The organism is Haloarcula laminariae (assembly GCF_025457605.1).
GTDB lineage: Archaea > Halobacteriota > Halobacteria > Halobacteriales > Haloarculaceae > Haloarcula > Haloarcula laminariae.
On sequence record NZ_JAMZFY010000002.1, the window covers coordinates 132,518 to 146,538 of the forward strand.

At 69.1% G+C, this 14,021-nt stretch carries 15 protein-coding genes; 6 read left to right on the forward strand and 9 right to left on the reverse strand.

Annotated elements, in window-relative coordinates:
• Window positions 1-47: 47 nt before the first annotated feature.
• The 3 genes from lrp to NJQ98_RS12185 are packed head-to-tail and all read right to left on the reverse strand — an operon-like array spanning window position 48 to window position 2,206.
• Window positions 48-506: an HTH-type transcriptional regulator Lrp gene (gene lrp / locus NJQ98_RS12175; protein ID WP_262179057.1), complete on the reverse strand. Its 459-nt coding sequence runs from the start codon at window positions 504-506 to the stop codon at window positions 48-50.
• A 10-nt stretch (window positions 507-516) separates the two neighbouring features.
• Complete coding sequence (gene glnK1, locus NJQ98_RS12180; RefSeq protein WP_262179058.1) at window positions 517-879, reverse strand: nitrogen regulatory protein GlnK1; 363 nt, start codon at window positions 877-879, stop codon at window positions 517-519.
• The gene (locus NJQ98_RS12185) at window positions 872-2,206 is read right to left on the reverse strand and encodes an ammonium transporter (protein WP_262179059.1); all 1,335 of its coding nucleotides are present in this window, start codon (window positions 2,204-2,206) and stop codon (window positions 872-874) included. The genes glnK1 and NJQ98_RS12185 overlap by 8 nt, the downstream gene beginning before the upstream one ends.
• Window positions 2,207-2,643: 437 nt before the next feature.
• On the opposite strand from NJQ98_RS12185, the gene NJQ98_RS12190 reads away from it, so the two are divergent.
• Both NJQ98_RS12190 and NJQ98_RS12195 read left to right on the forward strand, forming a co-directional pair.
• A complete protein-coding gene (locus NJQ98_RS12190) occupies window positions 2,644-4,236 on the forward strand; it encodes a methyl-accepting chemotaxis protein (RefSeq protein WP_262179060.1) in 1,593 nt (530 codons plus the stop codon).
• Entirely contained in the window at window positions 4,236-5,558 is a 1,323-nt protein-coding gene (locus NJQ98_RS12195; protein ID WP_262179061.1) for a sensor histidine kinase, read from the forward strand. The genes NJQ98_RS12190 and NJQ98_RS12195 overlap by 1 nt, the downstream gene beginning before the upstream one ends.
• Here the strand turns inward: NJQ98_RS12195 and hemB are convergent, their stop codons facing one another.
• On the reverse strand, window positions 5,559-6,539 hold the full coding sequence (hemB, locus tag NJQ98_RS12200) for a porphobilinogen synthase (RefSeq protein WP_262179062.1): 981 nt from the start codon (window positions 6,537-6,539) through the stop codon (window positions 5,559-5,561). It lies immediately after the preceding gene.
• Window positions 6,540-6,624: 85 nt separating this feature from the next.
• On the opposite strand from hemB, the gene NJQ98_RS12205 reads away from it, so the two are divergent.
• Window positions 6,625-7,260, forward strand: coding sequence for a DedA family protein (locus tag NJQ98_RS12205; protein ID WP_262179063.1), 636 nt, complete (start codon window positions 6,625-6,627; stop codon window positions 7,258-7,260).
• A gap of 17 nt (window positions 7,261-7,277) precedes the next feature.
• Here NJQ98_RS12205 and NJQ98_RS12210 read toward each other — a convergent pair whose 3' ends face one another.
• Entirely contained in the window at window positions 7,278-8,207 is a 930-nt protein-coding gene (locus NJQ98_RS12210) for a hypothetical protein (RefSeq protein ID WP_262179064.1), read from the reverse strand.
• A 184-nt stretch (window positions 8,208-8,391) separates the two neighbouring features.
• Here NJQ98_RS12210 and NJQ98_RS12215 point away from each other — a divergent pair, with 184 nt between their 5' ends.
• Both NJQ98_RS12215 and NJQ98_RS12220 read left to right on the forward strand, forming a co-directional pair.
• The gene (locus NJQ98_RS12215) at window positions 8,392-9,012 is read left to right on the forward strand and encodes a conditioned medium-induced protein 4 (RefSeq protein ID WP_262179065.1); all 621 of its coding nucleotides are present in this window, start codon (window positions 8,392-8,394) and stop codon (window positions 9,010-9,012) included.
• A 42-nt stretch (window positions 9,013-9,054) separates the two neighbouring features.
• A complete protein-coding gene (locus tag NJQ98_RS12220) occupies window positions 9,055-9,714 on the forward strand; it encodes a CRISPR-associated protein Cas4 (RefSeq protein WP_262179066.1) in 660 nt (219 codons plus the stop codon).
• On the opposite strand, the gene NJQ98_RS12225 is transcribed toward NJQ98_RS12220, so the two are convergent.
• Genes NJQ98_RS12225 through NJQ98_RS12235 form a run of 3 tightly spaced genes read right to left on the reverse strand, consistent with a single transcriptional unit; the run spans window position 9,711 to window position 11,136 of the window.
• Window positions 9,711-10,325, reverse strand: a complete 615-nt coding sequence (locus NJQ98_RS12225; protein WP_284438605.1) for an L-threonylcarbamoyladenylate synthase — start codon at window positions 10,323-10,325, stop codon at window positions 9,711-9,713. The two genes, NJQ98_RS12220 and NJQ98_RS12225, sit on opposite strands and share 4 nt — an antisense overlap.
• Before the next feature lie 32 nt (window positions 10,326-10,357).
• A complete protein-coding gene (locus NJQ98_RS12230; protein WP_262179067.1) occupies window positions 10,358-10,873 on the reverse strand; it encodes a redoxin domain-containing protein in 516 nt (171 codons plus the stop codon).
• The gene (locus tag NJQ98_RS12235; protein WP_262179068.1) at window positions 10,873-11,136 is read right to left on the reverse strand and encodes a glutaredoxin family protein; all 264 of its coding nucleotides are present in this window, start codon (window positions 11,134-11,136) and stop codon (window positions 10,873-10,875) included. The genes NJQ98_RS12230 and NJQ98_RS12235 overlap by 1 nt, the downstream gene beginning before the upstream one ends.
• Before the next feature lie 100 nt (window positions 11,137-11,236).
• Here NJQ98_RS12235 and NJQ98_RS12240 point away from each other — a divergent pair, with 100 nt between their 5' ends.
• Window positions 11,237-12,607, forward strand: a complete 1,371-nt coding sequence (locus tag NJQ98_RS12240) for a hemolysin family protein (protein WP_262179069.1) — start codon at window positions 11,237-11,239, stop codon at window positions 12,605-12,607.
• Window positions 12,608-12,646: 39 nt separating this feature from the next.
• On the opposite strand, the gene NJQ98_RS12245 is transcribed toward NJQ98_RS12240, so the two are convergent.
• Entirely contained in the window at window positions 12,647-13,846 is a 1,200-nt protein-coding gene (locus NJQ98_RS12245) for an inorganic phosphate transporter (RefSeq protein WP_262179070.1), read from the reverse strand.
• Window positions 13,847-14,021 lie beyond the last annotated feature (175 nt).

A 14,021-nucleotide genomic window follows, 5' to 3' on the forward strand; every position in this document is an offset into this window, starting at 1 on the left:
CTGGAAAACGGAGAACACACGTTGCCGGCGCGCTGGCGCCGGCACCGTTACTCGCCGGTGTCGTCGACCGGGAACTGTTCGTGTTCGCGGACCGTGTTCAGCACCACCGACGTAGAGGCGGTACGGATGTCCGGGTCGGTCAGCAGTTCCTTGATGTGTGCGTTCATCTCCTCGGTGTCTCGGAACTTCCCGACGGCGACGATGTCGTGGCTACCGGTCACCTCGTACACCGCGACCATGTTGTCGAGGTCGCGGAGCCGCTCGGTCACCGTCTCGAGCCCGCTGCCATCGACCGACAGCTGGAAGACGGCAGTCACGTCGTACCCCAGTGCCTCGTAGTCGACGCGAGCGGTGTACTCCTCGATGATACCGGTCTCGACCAGCTGGTCCATCCGTCGCGACACCGTCGTCGCGGCGACACCGGTCTCGGCGGCGACATCGCGGGCACTCGCCCGACCGTCGCGGAGTAGGGCGTTCACCACCTGTCTGTCGATATCGTCGACCATCGACCGCCGCTCAGACTGCCTCGGGACCGGTCTTCCCTGTTCGGACCTGGTAGGCGTCGTCGACCGGGAGGACGAATATCTTCCCGTCGCCTTTCTCGCCCGTGTGAGCGCCGTCGGCGATGGCTTCGACCACGTCGTCGGCGGGGATGTCCGCGACGACCGTCTCGATTTTGACCTTCTGGTGGAGGTCGACGACGTACTCCTCGCCGCGCCACTGCCCCTTCTTGGCGGGCTGGGAGCCCCGCCCGGAGACGTTGGTCACTGTCAGCGAGGGCGCGCCGACCTCCGCCAGCGCCTGCTTCACGTCGCCGAGTTTGTCCGGCCGAATCATTGCCATTACCATCTTGATTTCGGATTCGTCAGTTTCAGTCATCGTTGGAACCTCCGTCAGTTCGCACGTCTTCAGTCATCATACCACCGTCGGCGACGACGCTGTCACCGGAGCCGAATTCGGGGTACGTCTCGACGCCGTGTTCGCTGACGTCGAGCCCTTCCTGTTCGTGTTCGGGCGTGACTCGGGCCTGGCCGATGGCCTTGAGCACTGCCCAGACCGCAGCGGTCGCGACAATCGTCCAGGCGGCGATAGCGGCGACGCCGATGAGCTGGGCGATGAAGGCGTTCGCGACGGAATCGACGGCGCTTGGCACGGCGACGAAGGGGAACATGAGCGTCCCGAGCACGCCGGCGCTCCCGTGGACCGGGAAGACGGCACAGACGTCGTCGATCTTGAGGCGCTTCTCGACGAAGCTGAAGACGATGGGGAGCTGCGCGCCGGCCAGCCCGCCGACGAGGAACGCGCCCCACCAGGTGGTGGTGTCCGGAATCGCGGTGATGCCGACCAGCCCGGCCAGCAGCCCGTTTGCGACGTAGAGGGTGTCGACCTTGCCGGTTCGGGCCCAGGCGACGGCGGCGGCGCCGATGGCACCGCAGGCCATCGCGATGGTCGTCGTCATGGCGACGCGACCGACAGTGGCGAAGGCCCCGAGCGTAAGTTCACCCGCGTCGTTCAGCGCGAACACCGTCGCGGCGGTCCCGACGTTGAAGCCGTACCAGCCGAACGCGAGGATGAGCGTCCCCAGCACGGCGAAGGTCAGCGAGTGACCGGGGATGACGTTCGCGCTCCCGTCATCGTTGTACCGGCCCATGCGCGGCCCGAGGACGTAGGCGGCGGTGAGGCCGGCGATGCCGCCCATGCCGTGGACGATCATCCCGCCGGCGAAGTCGTGGAACGCCTCGCCGCCGTAGCTGATGTACGCGCCGGACCACGTGATACCCGTCACGAACGGGTAGATGACCGCGGCCAGCAGGAACGTGTAGGTCACGTACGCGCGGAGCTTCGCGCGGCCGGCGACGGCCCCGGAGACGATGGTCGCCGCCGTCATCGCGAAGACGGCGCCGAACAGCCAGCTGACCCAGCTGTTGGGGTCGGAGGTCTGGAAGGCCGGGACGAAGCCGCCCCCGCCGACCAGCGACGAGAAGCCGGCGCCGATGAGGAAGAACACCGTCACCCCGACCGACCAGGTGAGCAGGTTCTTCGTGAGCTGGTTCGCGACGTTCTTCGAGCGCACCTGCCCCGCCTCGAGCATGGCGAAGCCGGCGTGCATGAAGAAGATCAGGAACGTTACGACTAGGACCCACAGGAGGTTCACTCCCGTGACGAGCGTTTCGAGTTCCGCCGTTTGCAGTGGTTCGAGTACCATGATTTCTGTGTTATTGCGTTTGAACGTCCAACTTTATCGGCGCAAGCACCAACTTCGTCAAGTCGTTCACGAGAAAACCTCTGGCCAGAACACTACATAAAGATTTGCTTTACGAAATAGCAGTTTGAGCTGTTTAGGTAGACAAACGTCCGGACTATCACATGATATAATGCATTTAAGGTTGTTCTCCGTCAAGAAACTCGGTATCTGTCTACTTGGAATTTGGACGTTCGTAAACCGCGATTTCTCCGGTTCGAGGCCATAGCGGGGTGTTTCGCTTGCGCGCACCGGGGGACGGATGTTGCCAGCACCACCAGCGTTATGCCAGTAGAAAAGTCTGTTTCTTTTGAGGAAATGCCCGGATTGGACCCACATCGCTCGGAAATTCCGCCGTACAGTGACGATATAGGGCACATCTACCGGGTAGGATTGGAAAAATGGATGGAACTGTTGCCGACGATACGGTAGAGTCGAACGACGAGCGAACTGTCGCGAACGCACAGGGCGCACTCGACGTGGTACAGACCGCCTCGGTGACCGTCGACGAGGAGCTTGCGGCTATCGACCAGCGGGCGAGCGAGCAGGCGAGCGACGCGGCGTGGGTCGTCGAGGAGATATCCACGCTCTCGGCGACCATCGAGGAGATAGCGGCGACCAGCCGGGAGGTCAGCGAGCAGAGCGAGCAGGCGGCCACGGAGGCCGCCGAGGGCCGGGAAGCGGCGGCAGCGGCGATAGATACCATGTCGGACGTGCAGGCGGTAAGCAGTGCCGTCGCCCAGGAGGTCGAGTCGCTCCGGGAGCGTATCGACCGCATCGCCGACGCGCTGGCCGGTATCGACCGCATCGCCGACCAGACGAACATGCTGGCGCTGAACGCCTCGATCGAGGCCGCCCGGAGCGACGGCGACGCCGACGGCTTCGCCGTCGTCGCCGACGAGATCAAACAGCTCGCAAGCGAGTCCCAGCAGCAGGCCGAGGAGATAGAGGAGGCGCTGTCGGCCGTCCGGACGGCGACCGACGAGACGGTCTCGGAGCTGGAGACCGCCGCCGAGGAGATAGAGAGCGGCGCCGACCAGGTCGCGGACGCGATGGCGAGCCTCGACGCGGTCGCCGACACCGTCGAGGAGACCGCGGACGGCATCACCAGCGTCTCCGACGCGACCGACGAGCAGGCCGCCACCAGCGAGGCCATCGCGGAGCGCTGTGAGACGCTGTCCGAGCGCGCGACCGCCATCGACGACGACCTCGCCTCGATACGTGGGGCCCGCTCCGAGCAGACGGCGATGCTCGGGGAAATCGACGGGCTGCTCGACGATATCGACGCCGACCGCCGCGCCGGGCTGGCCGAGCGCCCGCGGCTGGCGACCGGTATCCCCGGGCTCGACGACTGCTGTGGCGGCGGGCTTGTCGTCGGGGGGCAGGCGGTGCTGCGGTACGGCCCCGAGGCGGACGTCGACGGGGCGCTCGCACAGCTCTGTGCGACGGCCGTCGCCGCCGGCACCGGCGTGTCGCTGATGCCGACGCCGACCCTCGACAGGGAGACGCTGGCGAGCGCGTTCGGGGGGACCGACCGCTCGCTGGCCGACGCGCTGTCCGACGACCGCCTGTTCGTCCTCGACGCCTTCGGGACGTGGCGCGACGAGTACAACGTCTTCGACATCGAGCGCCGGTCGCTGGCGTCGGTCAACGAGACGACCGTCGAGCGGCGGACCGCCCCGCTGCTGGTCGTCGGCAACATCGAGGGGGAGGTCGCCACCGTCGGCGAACAGGCCGCACGGGAGGCGCGCTACGAGAACGACGACGGCGTCTTCGCGGCCGAGGACACCGTGCTCAACGTCGTCGCCGACGACGCCGTCCCGGAGACGCTGTCGGCCTTTTACGTCGGGTCGGCCGACCAGACGCTCACGCTCGCCCGGGCGGACGGGCAGCTGTCGGTCGAACTCGACGCGGGGTCGGTCGGAGCGGACGGCACCAGACGGCCGGCCTCGACCGTCCCCGAGCCGCCGTTCCTCCGCGTCGAGGCGCAGTGATGTTCGGCGTCGACGGGGCGGGCACCATCGGCTTCGCGACCGAGTCGTTCGCGTCGCGGCTGGACACGACGCCGGCCCGCCTCGCGGGGACGCGGTTCGGGGCCGTCGTGGCGCCGGACAGCGACGACCCGCTCGCCGACGTCGAGACGCTGCGCGGGCGGCCGGCCGGCGAGACGCGGCGCTGTCGGGCGTTCGTCCGCCGGGGCGAAGAGCCGGTCGCGGCGACCTTCGAGTTCGCCGCCACCGAGGGACGGCAGGTCGTCGGCACCGTCCGGGAACGGACCGAGCAGTACCGACACCTCTTCGAGCAGAGCCACGACGCCATCGTGCTGTTCGAGATAGTCGACCGGTGTCCGGTCGTCCGCGCCGTCAACGCCGCCTTCGTCACGACGTTCGGGTACGGCCGCAGCGACATCGTCGGGGAGTCGCTCAACGAGTTCATCGTCCCGGACGAGCGCTGGAACGAGGCGACCGACTACGACCGGCGGACCGCCGCCGGCAAGACGAACCACGCCGTCGTCAGCCGGAAGACCGTCGACGGCCGCCGGGAGTTCGTCTACCGCGGACTCACCTACACGACGGCCGACGACCGCCGGTACGGCTTCGCCATCTACAGCGACGTGACCGACGACCGCCGTCGCCGCCGTCGGCTACAGGTGCTGCACCGGGTGTTGCGCCACAACATCAGAAACGACCTCTCGGTGGTCATCGGGACGGCCGACTACATCGAGCGGGCGAGCGGCGAGGCGAACCACCGCGAGGCCGCCGCGCGCATACTCACCGCCGCCGAGCGAATCGCCTCCATCAGCGAGCAGGCCCGCGCCGTCGAAGTCGCGCTGTCGAATCGGTCCGACAGGGCGATAGACGCCGCGGAAGTGGTCCGGTCGGTCGTCGAGACCTACGACGGCATCCGGACGACCGCGCCGACGGCCGCGCCGGTCACCGGCGGGGTGGCGGTGTACAGCGCCGTCGAGAACCTCGTCGAGAACGCCGTGGCCCACACCCCCGAGGGGACGGCCGTGCGGGTGACCGTCGCCGACGAGGGCGACGAGTGGCGCATCCGAATCGCCGACGAGGGACCGGGAATCCCGGCCATCGAGCGGGGCGCGGTCTTCGACGACGAGGACATCACGACGCTCAGCCACGGCACCGGGCTGGGGCTCTGGCTGGCCCGCTGGGTCGCCGAGTCGGCCGGCGGTGCGCTCCGGTACGACCGCGACGACGGCTGGACGGTCGTGACGCTGGTGCTCCCGCGGGCCGACGATAGCGACGACGTGCTCAGCCCGCACAGCGTCGAGTTCGACCCGAACGCGACGTACTGATTACAGCCGGTCGGCGATGTCCTCGGCGAAGTAGGTGAGGATGAGGTCGGCCCCGGCCCGCTTGATGGAGAGCAGTGACTCGTAGGCCACCTCGTCGAGTTGCAGCCACCCCTTCTCGGCGGCGGCGTGTAGCATGGCGTACTCCCCGGAGACGTTGTAGGCGGCCACGGGGTGGTCGTAGTCCTCGCGGACCTGGGCGACCACGTCGAGGTACGGCAGGGCGGGCTTGACCATCAGCACGTCCGCGCCCTGGGAAACGTCGAGTTCAACCTCGCGGCGGGCCTCCCGCGCGTTGGCGGGGTCCATCTGGTAGTGGCGCCGGTCGCCGAAGGCGGGCGCGCCGTCGGCGGCGTCCCGGAAGGGGCCGTAGAAGGCCGACTCGAACTTCGCGGCGTAGCTCATGATAGGCACCTCGCTGTGGCCGTCGGCGTCGAGCGCCTCGCGGATGGCGCCGACCATCCCGTCTAGCATCCCGGAGGGAGCGACCATGTCCGCCCCCGCGCGTGCGTGACTCACCGCGATGTCCCCGAGCAGGTCGAGGGTCTCGTCGTTGCGAACGGTCAGGTCGGGGTCGTCCTGTGCGTCTTCCTCCAGCAGTCCGCAGTGGCCGTGGCTGGTGTACTCACAGAGGCAGACGTCCGTGATGACGTAGGCGTCGGTCGAGTCGGTGATTCGACGGACCGCATCCTGGACGACGCCGTCCTCGGCCCAGGCCCGCGAGCCCCGCTCGTCTTTCGACTCGGGGATGCCGAAGACCATGACGGCCTCGACGCCCGTCTCTATGACCTCCTCGACGCGGGCGACGCTCTCCTCGACCGGCACCCGTTCGTGGCCCGGCATCGTCTCGATGGGGACCCGCTCGTCGGCCGTCGCGTCCACGAACACCGGGGCTATCAGGTCCGACGCCGATACCTCCGTCTCCCGCACCAGGGGCCGCACGCCGTCGGTCCGGAGCCGGCGTGGGCGACGCGTCATATCCATGTGCGGGTGTGTGGCCCTGAGAGGCATGAACCCACCGCTCGCCGGAACGCAACTGATATGTCGCCGACGGGATATGTTCCGGTCGATGGTACCCGACAGCCCGGCGGCCACCGCCCGGGGCCCGGTCAGAGCGGCCGTCGAGGACTACGGCCTGCTGGTCGTCGCCGGCCTCTTCGCCGCTCTGGGCGTCGCCGGTATCGCGCTGTACGTCGCCGACCCGGGCGCCGCCGAGTCGCTGTTGGAACGGTACGGGCTGGTGGCGCTGCTGTTTGCCTTCGTCCTCGAAGGCGCGATGTTGCTGTATTTCGCGCCCAGCGAGGCGCTCGTCCCGGCGGCGGTCACGGTCCTCGCCCAGCGGGGCGAGGGGTACCACCTCCCGACGGTCCTCGCCATTCTGCTGGTGGCCGTCGTCGGCGCTACCGTCGGCCAGACCACGCTGTTCCTGCTGGCGAAGCGGGGCGGTCGGGAGTGGCTGCTGGAGCGCCCGTGGTTCCGGGTCGACGAAGCGCGACTCGACCGCTTCGGCGAGGCCTTCGACACCTACGGTGTGCTCGCTGTCCCCGCGAGCAACACGCTGCTTTTCACCCGCGGCATGTTGACCGTGCCCGCGGGGATTGCGGGCATGACGACCCGCCGCTTCGTCGCCCTCTCGGCGCTGGGAACCCTCTCGTTCGAGCTGTTGCTCGCGGGGGCCGCGATGGGCGTTCTCGAACTGCTCTAGGCGCGGTGCGTACCGGCTCAGGCGCCGCCGTAGTACTCGCCGGCGTCGCGGGTGCCGGTGATGATGCCCTTCCGGCCCTCCTTGGCGTAGTCGACGCCCTCGACCGCCGCAAACCGGGCGCCCACCCCCTCGGAGCTGTTGTCGTTGGCTTCCACGTACGCCTCCAGCGCCGCCGTGTCGACGTCCCGCGGGCGGTCGTAGAGGTAGACCCACTTCTCCTCGACGGTCGCCCCGTCGACGACGCTGCGGGCGCCCTCGGCGACCAGGTTCTCGAACCGGCCGCTCCGGGCGGCGGCCGACTCGGGTTCGTCCATGGTTCTGCCGCCGACCAGCGTGGCCGCCCCCAGTTCCGCGACGAGCGTCGCCATGTCCTCGTTCGCCTCGGCGTAGCGGTCCACGTCGCCGGTCGCCGCGTCGACCACCGCCTCGATGCGGCTCGTGGGGTCGACCGACTCCGTGCCGTACCGGTCCACCGCCGAGACGAGCAGCGTCCCGTCGGTGACGGCGACCACCCTCCCCGCGTCGGCGTTGCGGTACCGGGCGTACCCCTTGTACTCGCCCGCGCGGTCGTACCCCGCCCCCTGCAGGTCCGAGACGGCGGCGTCGCGGTCGAACTCGGCGGTGACGACGTCGACCGGTCCGGCGGTGACGACGGCCGTGGCCTCGTCCCAGCGCATATCGACGGGCTCCCACGTCCGCTCGAAGACGGTCGGTTCGCCGCCGAGGTTCTCCAGCTGGGCCGCGAGGGCCCCCAGGTCGTAGTAATCAAAGGAGTAGTGGGCCACCTCGTCGACGGCCGACGGCGCCGGGAGCCACTTCGTGAACACGTCCGTGTCGCCGCCGTCGGACCCGAGCAGCGCCGAACAGCCGGCGCTGGCCGCCGCGGCGCCGGCCGCGGCCACACTCCGCCGGAGCATCGCCCGCCTCGTCAGCGTACCGCGGGACATAGCCTGGAGGATAGCTGCGAGCCAGTTGACGCTTGTGATACGGCGAGGACCGTCCCCGGTGGTCCGCTCCCGCCGTTCGGCCCGCGCCGCCGCCCCGACAGCGTCGGACCGGAGGGAGCCGACGGGACGGGCCCGCCGAGCTACCAAACAGGTATATATGCCGGCGTGGCAAGTTCAAGGTCGAATGGACGAGAAAACCGAGCACCTCCGAGATATCTTCATGGACGTCTCCGACGAGGGGTCGGTGACGGAGTCACAGACGGCCGGACGGGGGTCGCTGACCGACGCCGACGAGGCGACGGTCAGGGCGCGGCTGGGCGAGACCGTCGCGCGGATGCGCGAGCGCTACGAGTTCCGGACCGACCTCGACGACGAAGCGCTGGTCACGCTGGTCCGGGAGTTCTACGGCGGCAGCAGCGACGGGGCGATGGCCGACGAACTCGGCGTCGACGAGGCGGCCGTCGTTGAGGCCCGGCTGGACTTGCATCTCCTTCGGGAAGCCGACGACGACGTCACCTTCGACGCGGCCGCGTTCCGGAAACGCGTCGTCGAGGGAGACGCGACCGACGACGACCTGGCCGCGGCGTTCGACACCGACGCCGAGACTGCCGCCCGCTATCGCCGCGTGGTCGAGGCCCAGCAGGCCGCTCGGCAGGTGAGCCGGCGCTTTACCAGCGCGTTCGAGGACGCGCTGGCCGAGGCGGGCCTGGCCACGCAGCTGACCGCAGCCACCCGGGAGACGGGGCTGGACGAGGCCACCGAGGACATCGACTCGCTCGACTCCGACGCCGACGTGTCGATGTGAGCGGGCGAACTTTTTTGACCCATCGTGGGACCAGCCCGGGCCATGGCCGACCACACCTTCCGCGAGCTGGAGACAGCGGCCTACTGCCCGCGAAAACTCTACTACCGCCGCCGGGACGGGGCGCCCGACGTGCCGGCGGAGGTCGAACGAATCAGACGGCTGGCCCGCGAGTACGAGCGCCTGCTGACCGACGACGCGGCGCTACTCGCGGCGCCCGTCGAGCCCGACCCCGCCACCGTCCGCGAGCGGTTGCGGGCGGCGCGGGACCGCCTCGACGAGTGGGACGGGCTGGCCGACCCCGCCGAGACGGACGTCTACCTCGGGGGCAAGGACGCCCGCGGCGTCGCTCACAAGCTCGTCGAGACCGACAGCGGGACCGTCCCCTCGCTGGTCTTCACCGGCCGTCCGCCCGAACAGGGCATCTGGGAACCCCAGAGCGTGCGGCTGGTCGCCGCCGCGAAGGCGCTGTCCTGGGAGCGCGAGCGGGCGGTCGAGCGGGCCATCGCCGAGTACCCGGCCTACGGCGTCGTTCGAGCGGTGGAGGTGACGGCGAGGCGAAGCGGGCAGTACCGGCGGGCCCTGCGGGTCGCCGAGAGCATCGACGGCCCACCCAGCAGAGCCGACAGCGACGCCAAATGTGACCCCTGTGAGTTCCGCGAGAGCTGCGGCGTCACCACGCGGTCCCTGCGGTCGCTCCTCTAGTGGTCGGCCAGCCACTGCTCGACGGCGTCGGCCTCGGCTCCCCGGCGGTGAATCGTGTCCGCCTCGACGTCGACGACGGTCGAGCCGGTTCCGCCGGTCTCGCCGCCGTCGAGGACCACAGCCGCCATCTCGGTGATGGCGTCCAGCTCGCCGACGGTGGTGGCGCTTGGCTGTCCGCTGACGTTCGCGCTGGTCGCGGTCAGGGGCGCGACCGCTTCCAGCAGCGCAAGCGCCACGAGGTGGTCGGGGACGCGGACGCCGACGCGGGGGGCGCCGGCGGTCAGCGCGTCGGGCACCGACGCGCGGGCCTCGGTGACGACGGTGACCGGCCCGGGGAGGAACGTGCGCATGAACCGCTCCTCGCGGTCGGTCGGGTCGACGTAGTCGAGCGCGCTCGCCACGTCCGGCACCGCGAGCGAGACGGGCTCGTCGCGGTCCCGGCCTTTCGCCTCAAACACCCGCTCGACGGCGTCGGGGTCGGTCGCGTCGGCGGCCAGCCCGTACACCGTCTCGGTCGGGTAGACCACGAGCTCGCCGTCGCGGATGGCCGCCGCCGCGTCGTCGATGTCCGCGGCCGCGTCGAACGCGGCCGGGTCGACGGCGTCCGTCAGGTCGCTACCGTCGCCCGCTCCGCTGTCGTCGCTCACAGCTGCGCTTCGACGGCGTCGTAGTCGGGGAAGGCGGGCCACTCCTCGCCCACCCACGCGTACTCGACTGTGCGGTCCGAGTCGAGGAGGAAGACGGCGGGCCGGGGCTCGGCGAGGCCCTCCATCCCGTCGATGTCCATGTCGATGCCGTAGGCCTCGGCGACTCCGTTTTTCGGGTCGGAGAACAGCCGGGCCTGCCCAGCGACGCCGCGTTCCTCGAGCAGGTCCTTGTGGGCGTAGGGCGTCGAGATGGAGACGCCGACGACGGTGGCGTCCTCGTGCCACGCCCGGTCCCGGACCTCGTTCCAGAGGTACGTCGCCGGGAACGCCCCGTCCATCGGGTGAAAGAGGACGAGAACGGGGTCGTCGCTCTCGGCACAGACCGCCGAGAGCGAGGTGTCAGCCCAGTACTCGTCGTTGACCAGCGGGCGGGTGAAGTCGGGCGCCTGTTCGCCCTCCTCGGGGTGGTCGGCCGGCCCCAGTTCCACCACGTCGAAGTCGAATTCGGCCATCAGGCGACCCCCTCCTCGGCCTGTCCGTACGTCCGCTCCAGATACGCGACGATGTTGGCGCTCTCGCTCATCGTCACGCCCGTGGATTCGTCGACGATAGCGGGAACGGTCCGCTTACCGGTGAGCCGCTTGACCGCGTCGCGCTCGGAGTGCATCGGTTCGATGAACCGCGACCGGTAGGAGAGCCCGAGGTCGTCGAGCGTCCGGACCACCCGCTCACAGAACGGACAGGCCTGCAGCCGGTAGAGTGTGATGTCGCTCATACGGCCACAGGTAGGAGCGAGACACCCCTAAGGGCTTCGCCACGGAGCGCAAGCGGTGACGACAAGGCTTAATCCCCGGCGAGGACAACTCCGACCGTTGATGGCCTCACCCACGGCGGTCACGTTGTCAGCGGTGCCGCTCCAGACGTTCGACGTCGTCGGCGTCGCCGTTCCCGAAAGCGCCGTCCTCGTCGGCGGCATCGTCACCATACTCCTTCTCATCGTCCTGTCGGCGTTTTTCTCCTCCTCGGAGATAGCGATGTTCTCCCTGCCGGCCCACCGGACCGAGGCGCTTGTCGAGGACGGCGTCCCCGGCGCACGCACGCTCAAGGCGCTCAAATCCGACCCGCACCGTCTCCTCGTGACGATTCTCGTCGGGAACAACCTCGTCAACATCGCGATGTCCTCCATCGCGACGGGGCTGCTCGGCTTTTACCTCTCGCGGGGGCAGGCCGTGCTCGCGGCGACCTTCGGCGTCACCGCCATCGTCCTGCTGTTCGGCGAGAGCGCCCCCAAGAGCTACGCCGTCGAGAACACCGAGTCGTGGGCGCTTCGCATCTCGAAGCCGCTGCAGGTCTCGGAGAAGGTCCTGCTCCCGCTCATCCTCTTTTTCGACTACCTGACCCGCGTCGTCAACAAGATAACCGGCGGCCGGTCGGCCATCGAGACCTCCTACGTCACCCGCGAGGAGATACAGGACATCATCGAGACGGGCGAGCGGGAGGGCGTCCTGGACGAGGAGGAACGGGAGATGCTCCAGCGCACGCTCCGGTTCAACGACACCATCGCCAAGGAGGTGATGACCCCGCGCCTGGACATGACCGCCGTCGCCAAGGACGACTCCATCCGTGAGGCCCTCGAAACGGCCATCCAGAGCGGCCACGCCCGCCTGCCCGTCTACGAGGGGAGCCTGGACAACGTCATCGGCGTCGTCCACATCCGCGACCTCGTCCGGGACTTAGACTACGGGGAGACGTTCGCCGAGGACATCGTCCTCGAAGACCTCATCGAACCCACCCTCCACGTCCCCGAGTCGAAGAACGTCGACGACCTGCTGACCGAGATGCGGGCCGAACGCCTGCATATGGTCATCGTCATCGACGAGTTCGGCACCACGGAGGGGCTGGTGACGATGGAGGACCTCACCGAGGAGATCGTCGGCGAGATACTCGAAGGCGAGGAGGAAGAGCCGATCGAGTACATCGGCGACGACACGGTCACGGTCAAAGGCGAGGTCAACATCGAGGAGGTCAACGAGGCGCTGGAGCTTGAGCTCCCCGAGGGCGAGGAGTTCGAGACCATCGCCGGCTTCATCTTCAACCGCGCCGGCCGGCTCGTCGAGGAGGGCGAGACCATCACCTTCGAGGGCGTCGAGATACGCATCGAGCAGGTCGAGAACACCCGCATCATGAAGGCCCGCATCGTCAAGCTCGATTCCGAGGAAGGGACAGAGGAAGCCCAGGTCGAGTAGGGACGGCGCCGCGAGCGCTCGATACTCGTGAGGTACTAGTCAGACGACCGAATCGACGGCGAAGAAGACGCCGTACGAGAGCGCGAACGCGAGGACGAGCGAGCCGAGCCACGCCAGCACCGTCTTGCCCATCTTCCCGCGGCTGACCTCGCCGTCGCCGGCCGCGGCGCCGGAGCCGACGATGGCCGAGACGATTATCTCGTTGAAGGAGACCGGCAGCCCGAAAAACACCGCCGTCTGGGCGATGAGGAAACTCGGGATGAGCGCGGCGATAGAGCGCCGGGGGCCGAGCGAGGAGTAGTCCTGGGCGATGGCCTTTATCATCCGCGGGGCGCCGGTCCAGGAGCCGATGAGCAGGCCGAGCCCGCCGAACAGCAGGACGCCGGTGATGGGGATGACCGACGCCGGCCCGGTGTCCAGCAGCGGGAGCAGCGGGCCCAGCGCGAGCCCGACCTGGCTCCCGCCCGCGGAGAACGCGACCAGGCCGCCGAGTACGAGCAGGAAGTGCCGCTGGCCGGCCGCGGTGTCGGCTTGAACATCTCGGTAGAGCAGGCCTCCGCCGAGCAGCGCCGCCAGGAGCGTGACGGCGGCTATCGTCGGTAGTATCGGCGTCCCGAGCGTCCGGCCGACCGCTCGCGCGACGGAGGCCTGCGCGGAGCCCGGCGCGAGCAGGACGAAGCGGACGTTCGCGAGCAGCGCGGCGACGAGCGCTCCCAGCAGTGGGACCACCACGTCTTCGGGGACGGACTCGTTGCGCAACAGCGAGGCCGTCGCGTAGGCGATGCCGCCGCCGACGAAGGGGACCGCGACCCACAGCGAGACGATTTCGACGTACTTGGCCGTCGCCGGCTGGCCGCCCATCGCCAGCCCGACGCCGACGACGGCGCCGGTGACGGTAAAGGCCGTCGCGATGGGGTAGCCGGTGAAGATGCCGAAGGCCACCAGCAGCGCCGCGGTCACGAGCGCGACGATGGCCGCTATCGCGGAGAGCCCGCCGCCGTCCGGGAAGAGGACGAGGCCGCCGCCGACGGTCTCGGTGACGTTCGCACCCTGTAACACCGCGCCGGCCAGCCCGAGGATACCGACCAGAAAGCCGGCCCGCATCACGGATATCGCGTTGGCGCCGACCGCCGGCGCGAAGGGTGTCGAGCCGGAGGAGCCCGCCCCGATAGCCCAGGCCATGAACAGGCTCGCCGCCGACGCCACGATCAGCGTCACTAGTACGCTCGTCGCTACCATCTACACCGGCGTTTGCCCTACCGACGCATCAGCCTACCGTTCCCTGCATCATCTCCACCCGAAGCGGAGGGGTGAGAGGTGGTGACATGCCACAGTCGAAGAGTGGCACCGGTCGGTGTACTGCCGCGGTGGGAGTCTGCGCGATGACGGCCACCAGGCGCCGCCCGGCATCCGT